At 29.1% G+C, this 25,280-nt stretch carries 18 protein-coding genes and 2 rRNA genes; 16 read left to right on the top strand and 4 right to left on the bottom strand.

From position 1 onward, the window contains the following. Positions 1 to 36: 36 nt before the first annotated feature. Complete coding sequence (locus tag ACICQF_RS05305; protein WP_395473046.1) at positions 37 to 285, bottom strand: hypothetical protein; 249 nt, start codon at positions 283 to 285, stop codon at positions 37 to 39. Positions 286 to 325: 40 nt separating this feature from the next. On the opposite strand from ACICQF_RS05305, the gene ACICQF_RS05300 reads away from it, so the two are divergent. From ACICQF_RS05300 to ACICQF_RS05290, 3 genes are read left to right on the top strand one after another with little or no spacing between them, the layout of a single operon-like run. Continuing rightward, positions 326 to 448, top strand: a complete 123-nt coding sequence (locus ACICQF_RS05300; protein WP_395473045.1) for a hypothetical protein — start codon at positions 326 to 328, stop codon at positions 446 to 448. After that, positions 449 to 1,057: an IS30 family transposase gene (locus tag ACICQF_RS05295; protein ID WP_395473712.1), complete on the top strand. Its 609-nt coding sequence runs from the start codon at positions 449 to 451 to the stop codon at positions 1,055 to 1,057. Continuing rightward, on the top strand, positions 1,033 to 1,275 hold the full coding sequence (locus ACICQF_RS05290) for a transposase (protein WP_395473044.1): 243 nt from the start codon (positions 1,033 to 1,035) through the stop codon (positions 1,273 to 1,275). Before ACICQF_RS05295 ends, ACICQF_RS05290 begins: the two co-directional genes overlap by 25 nt. 12 nt (positions 1,276 to 1,287) lie before the next feature. Here the strand turns inward: ACICQF_RS05290 and ACICQF_RS05285 are convergent, their stop codons facing one another. From ACICQF_RS05285 to ACICQF_RS05275, 3 genes are all read right to left on the bottom strand, one after another. Continuing rightward, positions 1,288 to 1,584 carry a hypothetical protein gene (locus ACICQF_RS05285; protein ID WP_395473043.1) on the bottom strand — a complete coding sequence of 99 codons (297 nt, stop codon included), beginning with the start codon at positions 1,582 to 1,584 and terminating at the stop codon, positions 1,288 to 1,290. A gap of 146 nt (positions 1,585 to 1,730) precedes the next feature. Further along, positions 1,731 to 4,454: a magnesium-translocating P-type ATPase gene (mgtA, locus tag ACICQF_RS05280; RefSeq protein ID WP_395473042.1), complete on the bottom strand. Its 2,724-nt coding sequence runs from the start codon at positions 4,452 to 4,454 to the stop codon at positions 1,731 to 1,733. Between the two features lie 394 nt (positions 4,455 to 4,848). Beyond that, entirely contained in the window at positions 4,849 to 5,775 is a 927-nt protein-coding gene (locus tag ACICQF_RS05275) for an IS30 family transposase (RefSeq protein WP_395473041.1), read from the bottom strand. 239 nt (positions 5,776 to 6,014) lie between these two features. Here ACICQF_RS05275 and ACICQF_RS05270 point away from each other — a divergent pair, with 239 nt between their 5' ends. The 13 genes from ACICQF_RS05270 to ACICQF_RS05210 all read left to right on the top strand — a co-directional run bounded on the left by ACICQF_RS05270 (position 6,015) and on the right by ACICQF_RS05210 (position 25,263). After that, entirely contained in the window at positions 6,015 to 6,512 is a 498-nt protein-coding gene (locus ACICQF_RS05270) for an amidohydrolase family protein (protein ID WP_395473040.1), read from the top strand. A 27-nt stretch (positions 6,513 to 6,539) separates the two neighbouring features. Beyond that, positions 6,540 to 7,295, top strand: a complete 756-nt coding sequence (nagB, locus tag ACICQF_RS05265) for a glucosamine-6-phosphate deaminase (RefSeq protein WP_395473039.1) — start codon at positions 6,540 to 6,542, stop codon at positions 7,293 to 7,295. A gap of 11 nt (positions 7,296 to 7,306) precedes the next feature. Then, the gene (gene tpiA, locus ACICQF_RS05260) at positions 7,307 to 8,056 is read left to right on the top strand and encodes a triose-phosphate isomerase (RefSeq protein ID WP_395473038.1); all 750 of its coding nucleotides are present in this window, start codon (positions 7,307 to 7,309) and stop codon (positions 8,054 to 8,056) included. A 41-nt stretch (positions 8,057 to 8,097) separates the two neighbouring features. Further along, a complete protein-coding gene (locus tag ACICQF_RS05255; RefSeq protein WP_395473037.1) occupies positions 8,098 to 9,474 on the top strand; it encodes a hypothetical protein in 1,377 nt (458 codons plus the stop codon). Positions 9,475 to 9,491: 17 nt separating this feature from the next. Continuing rightward, positions 9,492 to 11,027 (top strand): 2,3-bisphosphoglycerate-independent phosphoglycerate mutase, encoded by a 1,536-nt coding sequence (gene gpmI / locus ACICQF_RS05250; RefSeq protein WP_395473036.1) that lies wholly within the window; start codon positions 9,492 to 9,494, stop codon positions 11,025 to 11,027. 190 nt (positions 11,028 to 11,217) lie between these two features. Further along, on the top strand, positions 11,218 to 12,144 hold the full coding sequence (locus ACICQF_RS05245; RefSeq protein WP_395473035.1) for a hypothetical protein: 927 nt from the start codon (positions 11,218 to 11,220) through the stop codon (positions 12,142 to 12,144). A gap of 29 nt (positions 12,145 to 12,173) precedes the next feature. After that, positions 12,174 to 14,513: a hypothetical protein gene (locus ACICQF_RS05240; RefSeq protein WP_395473034.1), complete on the top strand. Its 2,340-nt coding sequence runs from the start codon at positions 12,174 to 12,176 to the stop codon at positions 14,511 to 14,513. 119 nt (positions 14,514 to 14,632) lie between these two features. Then, complete coding sequence (gene eno / locus ACICQF_RS05235; RefSeq protein ID WP_395473033.1) at positions 14,633 to 15,937, top strand: phosphopyruvate hydratase; 1,305 nt, start codon at positions 14,633 to 14,635, stop codon at positions 15,935 to 15,937. 107 nt (positions 15,938 to 16,044) lie between these two features. Continuing rightward, on the top strand, positions 16,045 to 17,097 hold the full coding sequence (locus ACICQF_RS05230; RefSeq protein ID WP_342257626.1) for an ATP-dependent 6-phosphofructokinase: 1,053 nt from the start codon (positions 16,045 to 16,047) through the stop codon (positions 17,095 to 17,097). 18 nt (positions 17,098 to 17,115) lie between these two features. Further along, positions 17,116 to 18,522, top strand: coding sequence for a pyruvate kinase (gene pyk, locus ACICQF_RS05225; protein ID WP_339039014.1), 1,407 nt, complete (start codon positions 17,116 to 17,118; stop codon positions 18,520 to 18,522). Between the two features lie 43 nt (positions 18,523 to 18,565). Beyond that, the gene (gene thrS, locus ACICQF_RS05220) at positions 18,566 to 20,500 is read left to right on the top strand and encodes a threonine--tRNA ligase (protein ID WP_395473032.1); all 1,935 of its coding nucleotides are present in this window, start codon (positions 18,566 to 18,568) and stop codon (positions 20,498 to 20,500) included. Positions 20,501 to 20,811: 311 nt separating this feature from the next. After that, a 16S ribosomal RNA gene (locus ACICQF_RS05215) occupies positions 20,812 to 22,332 on the top strand. A 192-nt stretch (positions 22,333 to 22,524) separates the two neighbouring features. Next, positions 22,525 to 25,263: ribosomal RNA gene (locus ACICQF_RS05210) — 23S ribosomal RNA — on the top strand. Together the 16S and 23S rRNA genes form the textbook arrangement of a ribosomal RNA operon. The last annotated feature ends 17 nt before the right edge of the window (positions 25,264 to 25,280 follow it).

The raw sequence follows: 25,280 nt of genomic DNA, 5'->3' as shown, positions 1-25,280 counted from the left end.
TGGTGGAGTAATTGGATCAGTTATAGCATTTAAGATTTATAAAGCAAGAAAGTCAATGTTAAAAAATGAAAGAATAAGAAAAATATATAAAATTTGTAAAAATCAAGAACTAAATAATGATATTAAAAATGTTAATTTTGATAAATTAAAACCAGTAGTAAATAATACAAAACTTACAACAAGTAAATCAAAAAAGTTTACTAAAAAAATTTTAGTAAAATGCTGAATTATACTTGTAAGTGCAAGTAAATAAAATTGCAAAAAATTATCATATAAAAATTTCATAATGCTAAATTTAGTTTAGAAAAAAGTAAGGAGTTTTTATATGAGTTATAAACATCTTGGCATAGATGAAAGGATTTATATTGATAATCAATTGAAATTTAAATTTAAAATTAGTGAAATAGCTAAAAATCTTAATCGAATTATTAGTACTATTATTCGATAAATTAATAGAAATAAAGATAATAATCATTATTTTTCATTAATTGCACAAAATAAAGCTGAAAATCGAAAACAATCACATATTAGTTTTCATAAGTTTAAAAATAAGAATTTAGTAAAATATGTACAACAAAAATTACTATTAGGTTGATCACCTGAACAAATTTATGACAGAATTAAAAATTTTCATAAAGAGTGGGTTATTAGTTTTAAAACAATTTATACTTGAATTTATTTTGGAATGCTTGATAAAGTTACTAGTAAAAATTTAAGAAGAAAAGGTAAAAAACGAAAATCTAAAGAAAATCGTGGCAAGTTTAATGGTAAATCAATTAAAGAACGATATATAAATGTTAATGATCGTATAACACTTGGTCATTGAGAAGGAGATACTATAGTATCATCACGAGGTAAAAGCAAATCATGTTTAATAACTTTAGTTGAAAGAGTATCACGATTTACTTTAGCAATATTAGTTAAAAACAGAACTACTAAAGTTATTAATAAAAATGTCAGTTATTATTTATCAATTCTTCCTAAAAACATTGTTAAAACTATTACTTTTGATCGTGGCAAAGAATTTTCAAATTGACAACAACTTGAAAAAATTTAGATGTAAAAATTTATTTTGCCAATCCATATTCACCTTGACAAAGAGGTACTAATGAAAATACTAATGGTTTAATTAGAGAAAAATTTCCTAAAAAATTTATTTTTTCAAAAACTAATAAAAATGAAGTTCATAAATTTATATTGTCTTTAAATCAAAGACCGAGAAAAATATTAAATTATCTTTCACCAATCGAATATTTGGATAGAAAAATAATTTAGTTGCACTTACCTTTACAATTTAGCATTTATTAATCAATTAATAAGTTTTATTTTATTAGTTGTAAATTCTATTAATTCACTTGAAGTTTCTCAACCTTCCTCATGTGGATCATAGTTATATTCATCTTCTATTTCTGCTGCTTCATCTAAATCTAATAAAAAACTATTATGAAGGGCATTTCTATTGTTATTATCTAAACTAATAACTTCCTCATCACTAATGTTTGGATTATTCATAAAATCTTCAATAATAGAAAATTGAATTCTTTTCTTTTGAAATTGATCAATAAGGTAATTTAATGTTAGCATACTTTTATCTGTTCCTATCTATAATATGAAATTCCTTTTACTTTTAATAAAGTAACAGGAATACAAAAACTTTCTTTAGTTTTACATTTATTTGTATAATAATTTTAAAAAAATCAAATACATTTTTCTTAAAATTAAAATTTAGTTTATAATCAGCGTTTATTAACCTTTATATATATCATTTTTAATAATTGACTAGCAATGAAATAAACAATGACAACACCAGCTAAATAAGCATAAAAAATTAAAGGAATTGGTGTTAAACCAATAGTAGCTCCTAATTGTGTATATGGAATACTAATGCCCATAATAGTAATTATAATTGTTGTTAAAAATAACTGATGAGATGGCATACTTTGAATAAAAGGTACCTTAGAAGTTCGTAATAATTGTACAATTAATGTTTGTGAAGTAACTCCTAAAATAAATCATCCAGTATGAAATAATGATTGTTGATATATGCCAGCATCACTATTAGGATCTACATTAGCAAAATTGGCAAAGATATGTAAACCATATCCTAAAAATAAAAAGGTGGTTATATCAAATATTGAACTTAGCGGTCCATTCCATAATGCAAAAGGTAAAATACTTTTTGCATTTCATTTTTGTGGTTTTTTAATAAAGTCTTCATCAACCCTATCTCAAGGAATTGCTAATTGAGAAATATCATATAATAAATTTTGTAGTAAAATTTGAATTGCCATCATTGGTAAAAAAGGTAATCAAATTGAAGCAATTAAAATACTTAATGAATTACCAAAATTAGAAGAAATAGTAATTTTAATATATTTTAAAATATTACCAAAAGTATTTCTGCCACTAATCACTCCTTGTTCTAAAACATCTAAATCTTTTTCTAATAAAATAATATCAGATGCTTCTTTGGCAATATCAGTAGCACTATTAACAGATATTCCAACATCAGCGTGATGCAAAGCAACAGCATCATTAATACCATCACCTAAAAAGCCAACAGTGTGACCATTTAACTTTAAAATATCAATAATTCTTGATTTTTGTAATGGATCCATTTTCGCAAAAATAGTAGTTTTATTTACTAATGCTTGTAAATGTTGATCATTCATATCTTCAATGTCACTACCTAATAAAGGATTTCCTGGCTCTAATCCCACCTTTTTACAAATTGCTTTAGTAACAATTTCATTATCACCAGTCAAAATTTTAACATCAATTCCGTGTTGATTAAGAGTTGTTATTGCTTTAATAGCACTAGGTTTAGGTACATCTAAAAAACCTATATATCCTAATAAAACTAAATTAGATTCATCTTCTATTTTAAAAACTGTTTTGTCACTAGCAAAATCTTGATAGCCAATTGCAATTACTCGTAAACCATCATTATTTAATTCCGTACTTAATTTTAAAACATTTTCTTTAATTTTATCAGTTAAGGTAATTACTTTCCCTCCAATTTCAACTTTAGTACAAATTTTTAATATTTCTTCTACTGCTCCTTTGCAAATTAAAGTATTAATAATTTTATCTTTTGAAACTACTATTGACATTCGTCTTCTTATAAAATCAAAAGGTATTTCATCAATTTTACGATAGGGCATTTCAACTATTTTATTATGATGAGCTTTAATGTGTTGGACAATTGTTTTATCAATATTATTTTTTAATCCAGTTTGTAAAGAACTATTTAAATATGCCATTTCTAAAACTTTGTTTGATTCAACACCTTCTGGATCTAAGTGTTTAACTAACTCAATTCTATCCTCAGTTAAAGTACCGGTTTTATCAGTGCATAAAACATCCATTGCACCAAAACTTTGAATACTAGTTAAATTTTTAACAATTACTTTTTTATGTGATAATCTAATTGCACCTTTTGCTAAGTTAGCACTAACAATCATTGGCAGCATTTCGGGGGTAATACCAACAGCAACTGATATTGAAAATATTAACGCTGTTAAAATATTATTTTTAGTAATTACATTAACAATAAATATTAATGGTATCATTACACACATAAAACCAATAAGAATGTAGGTAACTTTTTTAATACCTTTACTAAAACTAGTAACAGGACGTTTACTAGTTACTGCACTAGCAATTGATCCAAAATAAGTATTAACACCTGATGCAATAACAATAGCAATAGCACCGCCCGAAACAATACTAGTACCCATAAAACATATGTTTTCTAATTCTAGGATACTAGTTTTTTTATTATCATCTTTAGTATTAATAGCATGTTTTTCAACAGGAAATGTTTCACCAGTTAGTGCTGATTGATTAATAAATAGATCGGTTGAAACTAAAATTCGAACATCAGCAGGAATCATATCACCAGAAGATAAGAAAATAATATCACCTGGTACTAAATTTTCAATTAATACTTCTTTTGTAAAATTGGCAACACTATTTAAAGCATTAAAATCAATTTTTTTATTTTTATTACTAAATCGAAAAACACTGGCTGTTGTTTCAATTAATTGTCGTAATTTTTCTGAAGATTTATAGGAACGATAATCTTGAAAGTAAGATATAAAAACACTCAAAATAATCATTACTAAAACAATAATAGCACTGTACAAATCAACATTTTTATCAGTATTAGTATCAATAATACTGTAACTAATAAAATTATAGATAACTATTATCATTAAAACAATAATAAAAGGATTAAAAATATTGTGCATTAATTTTTTGTATCAAACAAATCGTTTATGAGAAAAAACATTTTTACCATATTTTTTAAGTCTGTCTTCTACTTCTTCCTTTTTTAATCCGTACATACTACCATCTAATTGTTGGATAACTTCTTCTTTCGATAGTTGCGAAAATTGTTTAAACATGGTTGTTGTTTTTTGTTCTATATGCTTCTTTTTAAAAAATTGCATTATCAATCAACCTTTCTTCAAACGTATAATTTAATTGTATACTAAAATCAAAAGAACTTTATTCACTAAAATAAAGTTCTTAAAACTACCAAATATTTAAGAATAATATTCTTCTATTTTTAATAAAAAATTTGTATTATTTTTAAATACAAATTATTTATATCAAAAATAGGAGTAAACATCAATGATTTAAAAGGAGTTGAAACATAATTATAAATCTTCTAATCAATTTTCTATATTTATTAATCAAATATGATAGTATTTAGTTAAACTTGATTAAGTATCGTTTTTGTTTATGTTTGCTTTTATATTTTTTTATGTTAAGATTTGTTTGTTATTAAAATATGATAAATTGTAAAGGTAAGTGCAACTAAATTATTTTTCTATCCAAATATTAGATTGGTGAAAGATAATTTAATATTTTTCTCGGTCTTTGATTTAAAGACAATATAAATTTATGAACTTCATTTTTATTAGTTTTTGAAAAAATAAATTTTTTAGGAAATTTTTCTCTAATTAAACCATTAGTATTTTCATTAGTACCTCTTTGTCAAGGTGAATATGGATTGGCAAAATAAATTTTTACATCTAAATTTTTTTCAAGTTGTTGTCAATTTGAAAATTCTTTGCCACGATAAAAAGTAATAGTTTTAACAATGTTTTTTGGAAGAATTGATAAATAATAACTGACATTTTTATTAATAACTTTAGTAGTTCTGTTTTTAACTAATATTGCTAAAGAAAATCGTGATACTCTTTCAACTAAAGTTATTAAACATGATTTGCTTTTGCCTCTTGATGATACTATAGTATCTCCTTCTCAATGACCAAGTGTTATACGATCATTAACATTTATATCTCGTTCTTTAATTGATTTACCATTAAACTTGCCACGATTTTCTTTAGATTTTCGTTTTTTACCTTTTCTTCTTAAATTTTTACTAGTAACTTTATCAAGCATTCCAAAATAAATTCAAGTATAAATTGTTTTAAAACTAATAACTCATTGTTTATGAAAATTTTTAATTCTGCCATAAATTTGTTCAGGTGATCAACCTAATAGTAATTTTTGTTGTACATATTTTACTAAATTCTTATTTTTAAACTTATGAAAACTAATATGTGATTGTTTTCTATTTTCAGCTTTATTTTGTGCAATTAATGAAAAATAATGATTATTATCTTTATTTCTATTAATTTCTCGAATAATAGTACTAATACTTCGATTAAGATTTTTAGCTATTTCACTAATTTTAAATTTAAATTTCAATTGATTCTCAATATAAATCCTTTCATCTATGCGAAGATGTTTATAACTCATATAAAAACTCCTTACTTTTTTCTAAACTAAATTTAGCATTATGAAATTTTTATATGAGAATTTTTTGCAATTTTATTTACTTGCACTTACAAGTATAATTCAGCAAAAATTCAAATTTTATTTCTTCATTAATTAAAAATAATATTATTCCTAGTGTTGGTCATAGTAATGCTACTTTTAAAGAAATAACTAAAACTGTCGAATATGGTTAACGCATATTACCCATCTTTATAATGCAAATGAGTCCCTATAATCATCGCGATCCTGGTGTTGTTCCAGCATCATTATATTATGATCAATTAGTTACTGAGTTAATTTGTGATGGAATTCATGTTGATATTGATATTTTAGCAATAACATATAAAATTAAAAGTGCCGATGGAATTTGTATGATTACTGATGCCATGAGTGCAAAGGGACAGCCTGATGGTAAGTATTTATTGGGACCATTACCTGTCATTAAAAGTAATAATAAGGTTACTGTTGAAGCAACCGGAAAATTGGCAGGCAGCATTGCAACAATGATTGCTGGTTTTAAAAATTTATTAAAAATTACTAATAATAATTGACAAGATTGCATCAAAATGGCCTCTTATAATAGTGCTAAACAAGTAGGAATTGCAAATAAAACGGGTGATATTGTTATTGGTAAATTAGCAGATATTATTGTATTAACTAAGAATAATGATATTTTTTTAACAATATGCGAAGGAAAAATTGCGTATCAACAAGAATAAGTAAGTAATGTAAGGGGTTTTTAAATTATGAAATTAATTATTTTAAAAGATAAAACTGAGGTTGCTCAATTATTAAGTAAAATTATTATTGATATTATTAAAGTTAAACCAAATGCTATTTTAGGATTAGCAACAGGAAGTAGTCCAATTGAAACATATAATTTATTAATAGAAGATGCAAAAAATAACAAAAGAGATTGATCAAAAGTTGTAACATTTAATTTAGATGAATATGTTGGTTTAACTCCAGATCATGTAAAAAGTTATCGTTATTTTATGAATCATCAATTATTTAATCATATTAAAAGTCTTAATTTAAAAAATACGTATGTTCCTAAAGGTATTGGTGATTTAGACCAAAATGTGGAAGAATATGAAAAATTATTAAAAGAAAAAGGACCAATTGATTTACAAATATTGGGTTTAGGTACTAATGGTCATATTGCTTTTAATGAACCAGGTACTCTTGCAAGTAGTAAAACACATGTTGTTAATTTAACTAAAGAAACAATTGAAGCTAATAAAATATTTTTTTCTAAAGTTGAAGATGTACCAACCAAAGCTGTTACGATGGGCATTCATACTATTTTACAAGCTAAATTTATTGTTTTAATTGCTACAGGAACTAATAAAGCACAAGCTATTCGAGAGTTAGTTGAAGGTAAAGTTTCTCCAAATTATCCATGTACTTTTTTACAAAATCATGATGATGTTACAATTATTATTGATGAAGAAGAAGCAGCATTATTAAAACCAACTATATCAAAAAAAAAATTAACTTAAAGGAGAAACAAATGGAACGTAAAAAGATTATTATTGGAAATTGAAAAATGTATAAAAATATAGAAGAAACTCAATTTTTTTTAAATGAATTTAATAAATTAATAAAAACTAAAAATATTAAATATGATTATGGAATAGCAGCTAGTTTTACTAATTTACCCTTACTAAAAATGAATAAAACTTCTGCTTTAATTATTGCAGCTCAAAATTGTCATTATGAAACCGAAGGTGCATATACTGGTGAAATTTCAATTAAGATGCTAAAAGATATGATGGTTAGTAATGTTATTATTGGTCATTCTGAACGCAGAATGTATTTTAATGAAGTAGATGAAACAATAAATAAAAAAATACATTCACTATTTAATGCTAATATTATACCAATTTTATGTTGTGGTGAAACTTTAAACCAATATGAAAATAAAGAAACTAATGAAGTAATTAAAAATCAAATTAAGTTAGCATTAAAAAATATTAAAGCCGAAAATATTGCTAAGTTAGTAATTGCCTATGAGCCAATATGAGCAATTGGTACTGGTAAAACAGCAACAGCTCAACAAGCCCAAACGGTTTGTAAAATGATTCGTGAATTTATTAGTGAATTATATAATAAAAATGTTGCAGAACAAGTACGTATTCAGTATGGTGGTTCAGTAAAACCCGATAATATTAAATTAATACTTTCTGAACCCGACATTGATGGTGCATTAGTTGGAGGTGCTTCATTAGTACCACAATCTTTTTTTGATTTACTAATTTAACTCTATTTAAATTACTAATAAAAATAAGGAGTTAACTAAACATGGAATTATCAAAGATACAAATTAAAAGTATGTGAACAAAACTAACAAAAAAAATTAAACATCGTGCCTTTCCGGCAACCACTTTTGTCAATGCTTTTAGGAATAAGTCAGAAATTTTAGCATTGTTTAGTAAAAATGGTGAAGACACTAATCAATTAGAACAAATTGGCTTTATTATTTGTACTAAAACTATTTTTGCTCCTAGTAGTGATAGTATTGTTAGTGACAAAGGTATTATTACTAATGAATATTTTACTTGTGAAGTAATTGATGTTAATAATACTCTTATTCCTAATACTTATATTCATTTAGTTAAGGTTAATAGTGGACCAATCGTTATTAACGATATTCCATTGTATTTAACTATCAATGAAAGTCATCATCAATCATTAGTTAATAATAAAATTGGTGCTAAATTATTTATAAATAGTTTGATGAAACAATTAAATTATAAAACTTCTAATTTTAGTTCTATTTCTATTACTGAACAAAATTTTATTGTTGCTCTTAATAATTTAAAGATAAATAGAAAACAAATATTGCAAAGTGAATTTATCATTAATTCTTTATTAGAACAAAAATTATCATTAGAACAGTTAATTTTATTGCAAAATAAAAAAGAATATAGTTATTTAAAAAAATTTAATGAAGTTGAATTACAAGAAATTATTAATTTGCAAAAAATAGCAGTTGTTGCTATTAAAACTAATAAAGATCAGCGAAAAATAACATTAATAGCAGGTAATAAACAACGAATTGAAAACTTTTTTATTAATGCTAAAAAACCAATCATTATTGCTATTAATGCTATTAATAAAAAAATTAGAGCAATTAATCAGCCCGAAAATATTCAACCAATAGCACCGATAACTAATATTACTAATTATCAAGATTTATGACAATTACAAAAAATTCATAAAGAACTATTGAAGTCATTTTCAAAATGGCGGATAGTATCTCAAGATATATTAGAAAATTTATCACAGACTTTTGCTTATGGTTATTATTCAGAAGTCATTGATAATTTTAAAATTACTCATTATTCTTTTAATAATGATTTATTAGATTATAATTTAATGGAAATTAAAGGACACAATTTATTAGCTAATAGTAGTAATACTATTTTATTTCTTTCTAATAATATTAGTGATAATCCTAGTATGGTTATTTTATTAAGTGAAGATTTAAAATCAATTTGTGATTTAAAAACAATAATTACTAAAATTACTAAAAAGCAATCTATTAAAATAGTCTTTAAAAGAGATATTGTTATTTTGAGTACTGTTCATTATCAATGTATTACTGATTTTATTACTAAAATTATTACTATTTTTAAATCTGATAATTTTAAACATCAGTTACAAGTTATTAAATAAAATATGAGGTGAAATTTATGAAAACAAAACAACCAATATTACTATGTATTTTAGATGGTTTTGGTATTGCAAAATCTAGTTCAACTAATGCTATTAGTTCTGCAACAAAACCTAATTTGGATTATTTATTAAAAACTTATCCGCATACTGAAGTTTCAGCTTCTGGACTTGCAGTTGGTTTACCAGAAGGACAAATGGGCAACTCTGAAGTTGGACATTTACAAATTGGTGCCGGTAGAGTAATTTATCAGTCATTAACATTAATTAATAAGTCAATAAATGATAAAACATTTTTTAAAAATGAAACAATATTGTCAGCAATTAATCATGCCAAAAAGAATAATAGTAATGTTAATATTATTGGTTTACTAAGTGATGGTGGAGTACATGCTCATATTAATCATATTTTAGCATTATTAGAAATTGCTAAACAACAAAATTTTAAGAATGTTTATGTTCATGCTATTTTAGATGGTCGTGATACAAAAGCTGATATTTCTAAAATTTATATTGAACAGTTATTAAAAACTATGAAACAATTAGGCATTGGTATGCTTGCTACTATTTCAGGAAGATATTATGCTATGGATCGCGATAAACGTTGAGATCGTTTAAAAATAGCATATGATGTAATAGTTAATCATGAAGGTGCTTCATTTATTGATCCTATTGCTTATGTTAATGCAGAATATAGCGCTGGTCGTAATGATGAATTTATTATGCCTGCTTATAATTCTGAAATTAATAATGGTAATATCAGGAATAACGATAGCATTATTTTTGCTAATTTCCGTCCTGATCGTGCAATTCAATTAGCATCAGCATTAACAAATAATAAATATGATTTTAATATTAGTATGAAAATACCAACATTAAAAAATACTTTTTTTATTTCAATGATGGAATATGCTAAAAGTGTTAAACCACAAGGTGTTATTTTTCCACCTATATCAATGCTTGATGCTTTAGGGGAATGATTAAGTAAAAATCAATATCATCAATTACGAATTGCTGAAACTGAAAAATATGCACACGTAACTTATTTTTTTGATGGTGGTGTTGATGTTGAATATCCACTATCAACAAGAATTTTAATTCCTTCACCAAAAGTAGCAACTTATGACTTAAAACCAGAAATGAGTGCTCGCGAAATTACTACTCGTTTAGAAAGTGAAATTTCTAAAAACATATATGATGTTATGGTTTTAAATTTTGCTAATCCTGATATGGTTGGTCATACTGGTGTTTTAAATGCTGCCATTGATGCGATTGATGTTATTGATGAATGTATTGGAAAATTGTATCAAGCAATAAAAAAAGTGAATGGTATTTTAATGATTACTGCTGATCATGGTAATGCTGAAATCATGATTGATAAAGAGGGTAATCCTAATAAAAAACATACATCGCAACCAGTACCATTTATTATTTGTAAAACAGGATTAAAATTAAAATCAGGTGGTTGCTTAGCAAATATTGCTCCAACGCTATTAGACGTTTTGGGTTTAGTTAAACCAACTGTTATGACCAGTGAGTCTTTAATTATTAAATAGAAATATATTGATTTTTCTTTTTATTGATAAGTGCTTGTTTTAAGAATATAAAAGTATTAAAATATAGGCATATGAATTAAATATAGTGTTTCCCCTTTTATTTTTTTAAATAAATATAAGGGTTTATTATATTTAGTTCCTGTATTATTTTAGAAATCTATACATTTATTAAAAATTATGGAGGTAAAGTATGCCATTATCAGAAACAGTAGAATATCGAGAACTTAATGACTTTCTACAAAAATCATTAAGTTCTAAAAAAGATGAATCATCACCCAATATAACTTTAAATAGTTTGGAAGTTAAGATTGATGATATAAAAACACAATTAGATAGTAGTTTAAAAGAATATATTATTGAACTTGTATATGTAGATGAAAAGGGACGTTTAGTAAAAAATACTAATGATGAAAATGTTAGTATTATTCAACAACCACCTTTAGCAATTAATAGTGATCAATTACAACAACTAGTAATAGTAAAAGAAAAATTAGATAGTTCTCTAGTACATTTATATCGAACTAAAAAAGAAAATGATAAGATTATTCTTGAATATTTAGGTAAAAAAGAATTACCGGCATTATTATTAAAAACTCAATCAGAATCCAATAATTTAAATAATGAAGAATATAAAGAAGAGTTAGATGATCTTAATGTTAATATTATAAAAAGATCTGAAGAGCCTATGAAATTATCATTTGCTGAAAATGGAACGTGTTATTTGTTTATTGATAATAAAAACAAAACAATTGTTCCTGTAGATGTAAATGATGCCAAGGAATTTAAAAACTTTGTAGCCAAAAAATGTCCTCGTAATGGTAGTATAAATATTGAAGTTGATAAAAACGGAAAGATTTTGTTTGCATATATTATTGATAACCCGACTCATAAGAGGAAAGATATAAAAATTGATGAAAAATTAATTGATACTCTTGAAAGAGTAATTAGTACAGCCTCTTCTTTACATTCACAACATTCACAAAATAATTCTGTTGCACCTAAAAAAGAAGTACAAAGTAATAATTATTTTCCTGCAAAGGAAATTAATGGTACTGAAGCACCATCAAAACCAGTAGAACAAAACGTTAAGTCAGTTTTATCTACACCAACACCATAAATGTAATAATTAAAGGAGAAAATATAAAAATGCCACTAATGGAAAATTTTAAATGATTTACAAACATTATGAGAAGTATATATCAATCAGAAATAAGTGATGTTGAAGATATTGCTATTGAAGTAGAGGATGACCTATATTCAAAAAAGAATACACTTAATATTTTGAAGAATTCTTCTTTCAATATTAATCAATTAAAAGTAAAAAAAATAGTTAGTTTAAATCAAGATGGAAAATTTGTTGTTGATAGTGGTTCATTAGTTAATACTATATTTATTAGTGATGAATCATTAATTCAAAATGATCAAAGTATATTTAAAAAAGACCAATTAGTTTTCGTTGACGATGAAACTGACAATACTAAAATTAAAGTATATAAAATTTTATTTGATGAATCTGAAGGTGAAATAAGACCTGAATTAGGATTATTAGGAAGTATAAATTTATTAAAATTTAATGAAATTTTTATAAATTCTGGACTGTTTAAAGAAAATGATGTTTTAATTAATCAAAAGATTAAAAGTTTATTAGATACTCCACAGTTGCGAAATCCATTTGAACAATCAAACCCAGTTTGAGATGTGGAACAGTATAAAATTAATGATTATTCTTCAAATAGTACAATGATCGAAGATTTTAAAAAACATTTAAACTTAGTGAATGTTGAAAAAGACTATTTTATTTATCGTCAAGGAAATGAAATTTTTATTAAAAATGTTACTGATCCAAATGATACTTTTATAATCTCAACAACTGCTCAAAGTATTACTGATAATGATATTTTTTATTTAAATAAAAAGATTAACGAAAATGGAGAAATTTTTTGAGAAACCTATAAAATAACAAAAAAACCTGTTCTAGGATGATTATATGATAATGTAAAATATCAAGGACATAAAGTTAAATCTTTAACCGACCAGCAATTTGATGATTTAAAAGCATTAAGTACTCCTCCACAATTGGGATTTACTATAGAACCAACAATTAATATTGGATTAGCATCTGTTGTTAAAGAAGAACAAGAAGAAATTGATTTAGTTGCTATGCGTTTTTTAGTTATTGCACCAGAAGTGTTATCAGAAGATTTACCTGCACCTTTATCGATTACAAATAATATCATTGAAACATTACAAAATAATAGCATAGAAGGTTTGTATAGTTTAGTAATAGAAGATGGTAAAATAAAAATATCAGATGCTAAATCAGATCCAGAAAATGTAATTTTTGAACAAGAATTTTCTCGGGATAATAAAAAAATATGAAATGATATAGAAGTTGCTGGTAAGTATCAAAAAGTATACTTTGCAAAAAACCCAAGTAATAATTTAGTAGAAAAATGAGTAGTTATTGCTGATCAAAATCAACTACAATGTATTGGAACACTTTCTTTATTAGAGTTAAGAAAAAGTTTTGCAAATAATAATTTATTTCCTAATGGATTAAAGGGTATTCACTGTGGAGAAAATTGATCACAAGTTAAAGTGGCAAGAGCTGCTGCTGAACAGGTAATATCACCAAAACCATCAGCTACAAAATTATCTCCAGTTATCGTTAAAAATGTTATTAATTTAAAATGAGATGATAGTAGAGAATTATGAGATTTAAACATAACAACTGATGATCAAACATTGGATAAAAAATTAAAATTAGAAAAAGATGAAAATGATATTTTGAAAAATTTAATAGATAAAAATAATAATGCAAATACTGTTATTTTATTTAATAAGTGTGATGGAAAATTTTTAAGAGCATATTATTTTGATGAAAATAATGAAAAAGTAAATTGCTCTAATAAGTTAAGTGATGAAGATAAAGAACAACTTAGTATCATAAATCAGAAAGCAAAAGTAAGAGTATCAGAAACAAGAACAGTAAGACCAATACATGATTTAAAATCAAACTTATTTTCAAAAAATATTAAAACTTTTAATTTTAATATTTTTAATGGAAAATGTTATGTTTTATGTAATGATGAACTTGGAATTCCATTAAAAGTAGAAGTGAAACTTAGTCCTGAACAAATTCGTGCATTATCATATTTAACTAAAAATGGAGTTGATTTTTCTTTAACTTTTGATAAAGATGATAATTTTAAAAGTATAAGTTATATCTTTTATAGAGATGAAGTAAAACAAAATGTAACTATTAACAGAAAAGATTTATCTAATAGTAATAATTTTAATCAAAAAACGATTGAAACTGATGAATTAATGGAAGCAATAATTACTGCTCTTAATAATCCTGAAAGTTTAATACCAGAGGATGATGGAGTAACTCCAAAACCATGAAATAGTGATACTGCTGCTAAAGTTAATGATACATCATCACCAAGTAGTACAACTCAACATTCACAACAACAACAAATGTAATTAAATCATCATTATTTTAGAAGCACAAATAAAAAATATTTGTGCTTTTTTGATTCTAAACAATATTTTTTTCTGTATAATAATTAGTGAAATATTAAAGAAAGAAGGAATTAACAAATATGTCTTGCATTATTGATATTAGAGCACTACAAGTAATAGACTCAAGAGGAAATCCAACTATTCAAGTTGAATGTTGAACTGAAGATGGTGGATACGGGATTGCTTTAGTGCCATCAGGTGCTTCAACAGGTACTAGAGAAGCTTTAGAACTACGAGACAAAGATACTAAAGTTTATGGTGGACTTGGTGTTATGAAAGCTATTAAAAATATTAATGAAAATATTGCCGAAGCCATTACCGGTTTGGAAGTTACTAATCAAAGATTAATTGATCAAACAATGATTAAGTTAGATGGAACAGAAAATAAAACAAAATTAGGTGCCAATGCTATTTTAGGGGTATCATTAGCAGTTGCTAAAGCTGCCGCTGATGAATTATATGTGCCCTTATATACATACTTAGGTGGTACTAATGCTTGTCAGTTGCCAGTCCCAATGTTAAATGTAATTAATGGTGGTGCTCATGCTGATAATAATATTGACTTTCAAGAATTTTTAATAATGCCAGTTGGTGCTAAAACATTTTCAAAGGCAATCCAAATGGCTGCTGAAACTTTTCATACTTTAAAAAGTATTTTAAAAGGTAAGGGTTTAGTTACTGCAGTTGGTGATGAAGGTGGTTTTGCTCCTAATTTAAAATCAACTGAAGAAGCATTAGATTTAATTGTTGAAGCTATTAAAAAAGCGGGTTACACTCCAAATAAAGATATAAAAATTGCTATGGATTGTGCATCATCAGAGATTTATAAAAATGGTAAATATGTTTTTGGCAATAAAGATGGTAAAAGTAAAAATACTGAAAAATTATTAACTTCAGCGCAACTAGTAGATTATTTAGTTGATTTAACTAAAAAATATCCAATTATTTCAATTGAAGATGGTTTGGCTGAAGGTGATTGAGAAGGATTTAAATTATTATTAGAAAAATCAGAAGGTAAATTCCAAGTTGTTGGTGATGATTTATTCGTTACTAATCCAAAAATTATTAAAGAAGGAATTATTAAAAACGTTGCTAATTCAGTATTAATTAAACTAAATCAAATTGGAACATTAACTGAAACTATGGAGGCTATTGAAATGTGTCAAAAAGCTGGGTGAACAGCAGTAGTATCTCATCGTTCTGGGGAAACTGAAGATACAACGATTGCTGACTTAGCAGTAGCTTTTAATACTGGACAAATTAAAACAGGTTCAATGTCAAGAACTGATCGTGTTGCAAAATATAATCGTTTATTAACAATTGAAGCCGATTTAGCAGATCAAGCTAAATTTTTAGGTGACGATGTATTTTATAATATTAATTAATTAAAATCATATTTTATGGTTAAATTTACTGATATCCTTTTTAATTTTAAACAAATTATAATAATTATCACTAAAATAATGTAACTTAGAAGAGAGGATGACTAAATATGCAAGAATTAAATAAAAGAAGAATTGGAATCTTAACTTCTGGTGGTGATTCACCAGGTATGAATAATGTTATTAATGCAGTATATAAGACTTTTCGTGGTATAAATCATGAAAATAGTAAAATTGCTACTGCTGATAAAAGACCATTTGAATTAGTTTTAATAAAAAATGGTTATAAAGGAATAATGACAAATGACATTCACGTTATTGATAACAATTGAGCAAATTTAATTGATCTAGGAACTGAGATGGGGGGAACAATCATTGGGTCTGCTCGTTTTAGAGAATTTGAGCAAGAAGAAACTCGTAAAAAATGTATTGAAATTTTAAAATCTAAAAAAATTGAAGGTTTAATTGCTATTGGTGGTGATGGCACATATAATGGTTTGCAAAAATTAAGTAATGAAGCAGCTATTCAATGTGTGGGTATTCCAGGTACTATTGATAATGATATTAGTTCAAGTGAGTTTACTATTGGTTTTGATACCGCTCTTAATACAATTGTTGAAAATCTTGATAAAATTCGTCAAACTGCTAATTCTCACGGAAGAATTATGATTGTTGAAGTAATGGGTCGTAATTGTGGTGACCTTGCTCTTCACAGTGCTGCTGCTGCAAATTGTGATTTAGTTGCAACTAAAGATTTAGGAATTGGAGAACAGTCATTGATTGATATTATTAAACAGTTGTACACTAAAAAACAACGTCGTTCATTAGTAATAGTAGTAACTGAACGTCAATATGATGTTAATAAAATAGTTAAAATCATTGAAAAGGATACTGATTGTGAAACAAGAGCAGTAATATTGGGTCAAATTCAACGTGGGGGAACACCAAGTGCATTTGATCGTTATTTAGCAACAATGATGGGTATTTTTGCTGCTGAAAGATTTGCAAATAGTAATAAATCTAGTATTTGTATTGGATTACAAGATAATAAATTAGTAGCTATTGAAATTCAAGATGCATTAAACACACCTTCAATAAATAAAAATAACGTTGCTAATAAAATTTTACGTTTGTCAGGAGTTATTTTTAAAAAAAATACTTAATAAAAAGAGGTGAATAATTTGATATCAATTATAAAAAGAACTAAATGTGTAACTACTTTAGGACCTGCTTCAAATTCTGCTGATGTTATTAAACAACTAATAGAAAATGGCTCAATTTGCGGGCGTTTAAATTTTTCTCATGGTACTCATGATGAACATTTAGCAAGGGTTTTAATGATTAGAGAAGTATCTAAACAATTAAATGTACCAGTTGCTATTATGTTAGATACTAGAGGTCCGGAAGTTAGAACACATACCTTTACAAAGGGTAGTGTAGAAATCAAAAAAAATGAAATTATTACGATAATTGATAATAAAGAGATTATTGGTACTGCGGATAAGTTTTCTGTAAATTATGGTAATTTAGCAAAGGATATTAAAGTTAATGATAATTTACTAGTAGATGATGGTAAATTAACATTAAAGGTTACAGCGGTTAAAGACCATACTGTTATTTGTCAAGCTTTAAATACACATACTATTAAAGATCGTCGTGCTATTAATATTCCAAATGTTAAATTATCTTTACCTTTTATTTCTGAAAAAGATAGAGCAGATTTAATTTTTGGTTGTCAGCAAAAAGTAGATTATGTTGCTGCATCATTTGTTTGTTCAGCAGCTGATATTAAAGAAATCCGCAAAGTTTTAGATGATAATGATGGTAAACATATTCAAATCATTGCTAAAATTGAATCACAATTAGCAGTTAATAATTTTGATGAAATTTTAAAAGAATCAGATGCTATTATGGTTGCTCGTGGTGATTTAGGAGTTGAAATTCCTTTTGAAAAAGTTCCTTTTTTAGAACGTGAATGAATTAAAAAATGTCGTACTGTTAACAAACCGATAATTGTTGCTACGCAAATGCTAGATTCAATGATAGATAACCCTCATCCAACACGTGCTGAAGTTACTGATGTTTGGGTTGCTATGGATTGGGGAGCAACATGTACAATGTTATCGGGTGAATCTGCTAATGGTAACTATCCTGTGTTATCAATTGCAACAATGAGTAAAATTCTTGTTGATGCTGAAAGTCATCAAGAACAGATTAAAATTGCTACTGATTTATTGCATACAAAAGATCAATTAGTTGCTAAAACTATTAAAAAAATTATTGAAGAAAAACCACAATATTTAATTACTAATAGTCAAGATAGTAATTATATTAGAACTATTGCTAATGCTCATTTGCCAGTTTATATAATTCCTATTGTTAATAATGTTATTGATTATAATAAATTTGCAATAAACTTTGGAATTTATACTTTTTTAGCAACTGAAGGAATTCCAGTAGAATTAAGTAATTCTTCGCAATTAGTTAAAAGCATTAGTAGCACTTATATAATCCCTACTAAATCAAAAGTATTAGTAGTAGATATTAATAATAATACTAATCCTTTTACAACTTTTATTGTTAAATAACCTAGTAATACTGAGGTAAATTAGAAAAGGAATTAGGTAAAACATGAAAATTAATGTAATTAAATTAAATTGCAAAACAATGACTTATAATATTGAAAATCAAATTACTGGTTATCAATTATTAAAACAGGAAAATGAAAATATAGATTCTTCAATTATTGCTTTTACTCTGAATGGACAATTAAAAGATTTATATTGAGAAATTAAAGAAGATGCTGAAATCAAGTTTATTAAAAAAGATGATGCTTTAGGATGAACTATTTTAAATTATGGATGTGCTATGATTTTAGCTCATACTATTAAATTAATGTATCCACAAGCGTTAATTACGATTGCTAATACTAATGATAATGGTTTTTATTTAGATTTTGATTATGAAAAACGACTTTCTAATGATGAATTAATTAAAATTGAAGAGAAAATGCGTGAAATTTTAATAAAAAATATTGAAATTAAAAGAGTTTGTCAAACTAAAGAAGAATCTTTAAAAACTCATAAAGACAATCCTTTTGCTTTAGAATATATTAAATTAAATCATGTTAATGGATTAAAATGCTCTTATTTAGTTGATAATAAAACTTTAGTAGTAGCATCGGGTGTTGCTATTAATAATTCTTCATCAATAAAAGATTTTAAATTATTAAGTATTACTGGTGCATATTGATTAGGAAATGATAAAAATAAACAATTACAGCGCATTTCTGGAATTTGTGATTATTCAAAAGTAAAATTAGTAGATAAACTTAATGAACTTGAAGAACAAAAAAATCGTGATCATCGTAAACTAGGTAAAGAATTAAGTATTGTTACTTTTAATGATGATTGTGGTAAAGGATTACCTATATTTTTACCAAATGGTATGGTTATTAAAAAAGTTTTGCAGGAATATTTGAGAAAACAAGAATTTATGTGAGATTATCAAGAAGTAGCGACACCAGTTTTAGGTTCTGTTGAATTATATAAAAAAAGTGGTCATTGAGATCATTATCGTGAAAATATGTTTACTCCAATTAAAAAAAAAGAAGAACAATTGGTATTAAGACCAATGACTTGTCCTCATCACTGTATGATTTATAAAAGTGCTCTTCGTAGTTATAAAGATTTGCCTTTGCGTTTAAGTGAACATGCTTTATTATATCGTTATGAAGCAAGTGGGGCTTTAACTGGTTTAGAACGAGTAAGAAGTATGGAATTAACCGATTCTCATATTTTTGTTAGATTTGATCAAATGAAAACAGAGTTTAAACGTTGTTATCAGTTAATTGCTGAGGTTTTAAAAACTTTAAATATTAAAATTGATTATTTATCATTATCTTTACGAGATCCTGCTGATAAAGAAAAATATTTTAATGATGATAAAATGTGAAATCAAGCAGAAACAGCATTACGTGAAGTATTAGATGAATTACAATTAGAGTATAAACCAATGATTGGTGAGGCTGCTTTTTATGGACCAAAATTTGATGTTCAAATTAAAACAGCATTAGGTCATGAAATTACAATATCTACTATTCAATTCGATTTCTTATTACCGAAAAAGTTTAATTTAACTTATATTGATGAAAATAATAATGAAATAAATCCAGTTATTGTTCATCGAGGATTAATTGGTACATATGAACGTTTTATTGCCACATTATTAGAACAAAATAAAGGTGTTTTTCCACTATGATTAGCACCAAGGCAAATTGCAATTTTACCAATAAATGAAAAAGAAAAAACCTTAGAATATGCTAATAAATTATTGCAAACTTGTAAACAACATAATTTACGAACTGAAATTATTAGCAGTGGAACTATTGGCAAACGTATTGTTGAAACACAAACTCAAAAAATTCCTTATCAAATTATTATTGGTGATAAGGAAATAGAAAATAATAATTTAAGTTATCGTCAGTATGGTCAAAAAGAAAGTAAAATTGTTACTTTATCAGAATTTTTAAAATTATTAACAAAACAAGTTGATAATAAAATATAATTATAAAAATTAAAAAACCATTTAAGGTTCTAATTCTTAAATGGTTTTTTTAGTTAATTAAGCAATTTAATTTTACTAAGTATATTAGTAAAATTTAAACCATTTTTTTATACGAAAAAAATATTTATATTTTTAGTATTATTTTCATTGACATTGGGTTTTGTTTTCTGTAAGATACTTATTGTGCCCGAAAATAAATGGGTTACAAACTAGAAAAAACGATCTTTGAAAACTAAATAGAACAAGAATTAATCTGTCAATTTTTTATTAAAAATTAAATAAGTCAGACATCATCTTTTAACAAAAACAATTTTATTGAGAGTTTGATCCTGGCTCAGGATTAACGCTGGCGGCATGCCTAATACATGCAAGTCGAACGAAAGTAGCAATCTTTAGTGGCGAACGGGTGAGTAACACGTATCTAACCTACCATTTAGTGGGGAATAACTGTTGGAAACGACAGCTAATACCGCATATGTTATTTATTTGCAATGATAAATAATGAAAGGAGCATTTGCTTCGCTAATTGATGGGGATGCGGTGCATTAACTAGTTGGTAAGGTAATTGCTTACCAAGGTAACGATGCGTAGCCGATCTGAGAGGATGAACGGCCACATTGGGACTGAGACACGGCCCAAACTTCTACGGAAGGCAGCAGTAGGGAATTTTTCACAATGGGCGAAAGCCTGATGGAGCAATGCCGCGTGACTGATGAAGGTCTTCGGATTGTAAAGGTCTGTTGTAAGGGAAGAAGTGCTAGAATAGGAAATGATTTTAGTATCGACCATACCTTACCAGAAAGCCACGGCTAACTATGTGCCAGCAGCCGCGGTAATACATAGGTGGCAAGCGTTATCCGGATTTATTGGGCGTAAAGCGTGCGTAGACGGTTTTGCAAGTCTGAGGTTAAATTTAGGGGCTCAACCCCTAACCGCCTTGGAAACTACATTACTAGAGTATAGGAGAGGTTAGTGGAATTTCATGTGTAGCGGTGGAATGCGTAGATATATGAAGGAACACCAGTGGCGAAGGCGGCTAACTGGCCTATTACTGACGTTGTGGCACGAAAGCGTGGAGAGCAAATAGGATTAGATACCCTAGTAGTCCACGCCGTAAACGATGAGTACTAAGTGTTGCCATGAGGCAGTGCTGTAGCTAACGCATTAAGTACTCCGCCTGAGTAGTATGCTCGCAAGAGTGAAACTCAAAGGAATTGACGGGGACCCGCACAAGCGGTGGAGCATGTGGTTTAATTCGAAGCAACGCGAAGAACCTTACCAGGTCTTGACATACCTTGCGAAGCTATAGAGATATAGTAGAGGTTAACAAGGATACAGGTGGTGCATGGTTGTCGTCAGTTCGTGTCGTGAGATGTTTGGTTAAGTTCAGCAACGAACGCAACCCTTGTCCTTAGTTGCCAGCATTAAGTTGGGGACTCTAAGGAGACTGCTAGTGTAAGCTAGAGGAAGTTGGGGACGACGTCAAATCATCATGCCCCTTATGACCTGGGCTACACACGTGCTACAATGGCTGATACAAAGAGTCGCTAAACCGCGAGGTCAAGCAAATCTCAAAAAGTCAGTCTCAGTCCGGATTGAAGTCTGCAACTCGACTTCATGAAGTCGGAATCGCTAGTAATCGCGAATCAGCAATGTCGCGGTGAATACGTTCTCGGGTCTTGTACACACCGCCCGTCAAACCACGAGAGTTGGCAATGCCAGAAGTCGGTGTCCTAACCGTAAGGAGGGAGCTGCCAAAGGCAGGGTTGATGATTGGGGTTAAGTCGTAACAAGGTATCCCTACCGGAAGGTGGGGATGGATCACCTCCTTTCTATGGAGTTTATTTTCTAATAAGAAACCAAGACAACAAGAAAAATTAGATGGATGATTTATTGGATTACTTCTTTTGTTCTGTTTAGTTTTCAGGGATTGTTTTCTCTGAGCAATTGTTCTTTAAAAACTGGATAATAGACATCTTTTAAAAAAAATAAGATAATTTTTATCTTGCAATAGGATATTCTAAAAATAAATTATTAAGAGCGTATGGTGGATGCCTTGGAATTGGAAGAAGATGAAGGACGCGATTACCTGCGATAAGCTTCGGGGAGCTGGAAATAAGCTTTGATCCGGAGATGTCCGAATGGGGAAACCCACTATCTTTAATCAGATAGTACTGTACAATGAATTCATAGTTGTGCAGAGTGATACCTAGAGAATTGAAACATCTTAGTACCTAGAGGAAAAGAAAGCGAATGCGATTCCCTTAGTAGCGGCGAGCGAAAAGGGAGCAGCCTAAACCAGTCGTCGGACTGGGGTTATAGGACTGTCTATTAGGTTCGACCTATGAAGAGTTACAAAATTTATATATAGCAGAAGTTGTTGGGAAGCAACGCCATAGATGGTGAAAGCACAGTATGCGAAATGTATAAATCTCTTGACAGTATCCTGAGTACGGCGAGGCACGTGGAACCTTGTCGGAATTTGCGCAGACCACTGCGTAAGGCTAAATACTAACCAATTACCGATAGTGAACCAGTACCGTGAGGGAAAGGTGAAAAGTACCCCGAGAGGGGAGTGAAATAGTTTCTGAAACCATATGCTTACAACAAGTCGGAGCCCGTTAATGGGTGACGGCGTGCCTTTTGTAGAATGAGTCGGCGAGTTACGATTACATGCAAGGTTAAGTTGAAAAGACGGAGCCGAAGTGAAAGCGAGCCTGAATAGGGCGTTTAGTATGTGGTCGTAGACCCGAAACCAGGTGATCTAGCCATGAGCAGGTTGAAGTTAATGTAACAGTTAATGGAGGACCGAACCAACGTTCGTTGAAAAGACCGTGGATGACTTGTGGCTAGCGGTGAAATTCCAATCGAACCTGGAGATAGCTGGTTCTCCCCGATATAGTTTTAGGACTAGCGTCAGAATTAGTGCAATGGAGGTAAAGCTCTGAATGTATGATGGCCCCACTTCGGGATACTGAATGCAATTAAACTGCGAATGCCATTGTTACATATCTGGCAGTCAGTCTATGGGTGATAAGGTTCATGGACGTGAGGGAAACAGCCCAGATCATCAGCTAAGGTCCCCAAATCAATGCTAAGTGGAAAACGATGTGGAATTGTTCAGACAGCTAGGAGGTTGGCTTAGAAGCAGCCATCCTTTAAAGAGTGCGTAACAGCTCACTAGTCGAATGATTCTGCGCGGAAAATGTACCGGGGCTAAGCATTGTACCGAAGCTATGGGTCTATATATATGTTTACATATATTGTGGGCGGTAGGGGAGCGTTCTAATCTGCGACGAAGTTAGACCCGAAGGACTAGTGGAGCGTTTAGAAGTGAGAATGCCGGCGTGAGTAACGATTGAAGGTGAGAATCCTTCATGCCGATTGACCAAGGTTTCCTGGGCTAGGTTCGTCCACCACCCCGTCCACCCAGGGTTAGTCAGGACCTAAGGCGAGGCCGAAAGGCGTAGTCGATGGATAACAGGTTGATATTCCTGTACCACCATGGTGACTGATGGAATGAAGGAGAAGGCTAAAATGTCCCAGTGGTTGGTAGTGCTGGACTAAGTACAAAGAGGGTTGTGTAGGCAAATCCGCACAGCGTTAACCTTGAAGTACGATGGGGAGTGAACGGTTCGCTTAGTAACGAAGCATTTGATGCCATACTTCCAAGAAAAGTTTCTAAAGACATCACCATGGTGCCTGTACCGAGAACGGACACACGTAGTCAAGGAGAATATCCTAAGGCAAGCGAGATAACTATAGCTAAGGAACTCTGCAAAATAACCCCGTAAGTTAGCGAAATTCCTTGTCAGGTAAGTTCTGACCCGCACGAAAGGCGTAACGATCCGGACGCTGTCTCGGCTATAGACTCGGTGAAATCTTAGTACCTGTGAAGATGCAGGTTACCCGCGATTAGACGGAAAGACCCCGTGGAGCTTTACTACAACTTGATATTGAATTTTGGTGTAGTTTGTACAGCATAGGTGGGAGACGTTGATATGCAGACGCTAGTAGGCATGGAGTCACCATTGGGATACCACTCTTGCTATATTGAAATTCTAACTTGAGACCATAATCTGGTCTAAGGACAGTGTCTGGTAGGTATTTTGACTGGGGCGGTCGCCTCCTAAAAAGTAACGGAGGCGCCCAAAGGTACCCTCAATATGAATGGAAATCATATGTAGAGCGCAAAGGTAAAAGGGTGCTTGACTGCGAGACATACAAGTCGAGCAGGAACGGAAGTTGGGCTTAGTGATCCGGCGGTGCTGTGTGGAAAGGCCGTCGCTCAACGGATAAAAGTTACCCCGGGGATAACAGGCTAATCTTTCCCAATAGTTCATATAGACGGGGAGGTTTGGCACCTCGATGTCGGCTCATCGCATCCTGGAGGTGTAGTCGCTTCCAAGGGTTGGGCTGTTCGCCCATTAAAGCGGTACGCGAGCTGGGTTCAGAACGTCGTGAGACAGTTTGGTCCCTATCTGTCGTGGGCGCAAGAAATTTGAGGAAAGCTGTTCCTAGTACGAGAGGATCGGAATGGACCTACCTCTGGTGCACCAGTTGTCACGCCAGTGGCACAGCTGGGTAGCTATGTAGGGCATGAATAAGCGCTGAAAGCATCTAAGCGTGAAGTCAGTTCAAAGATGAGATTTCTCATTCGAAAGAAGTAAGATCCCTTGAATACTACAAGGTTGATAGGTCAGGTGTGTAAGCATAGTGATATGTTCAGCTTACTGATACTAATAGATCGAGGATTTATTGAAGAATATATTCTCTATTG

Origin of the sequence: Spiroplasma endosymbiont of Nomada rufipes, assembly GCF_964277355.1 — a bacterium.
In the GTDB taxonomy this organism is placed as follows: domain Bacteria; phylum Bacillota_I; class Bacilli_A; order Mycoplasmatales; family VBWQ01; genus Spiroplasma_E.
Note: the sequence above shows the minus strand (reverse complement) of the source record. Positions and strands in the feature narration are given on the sequence as shown.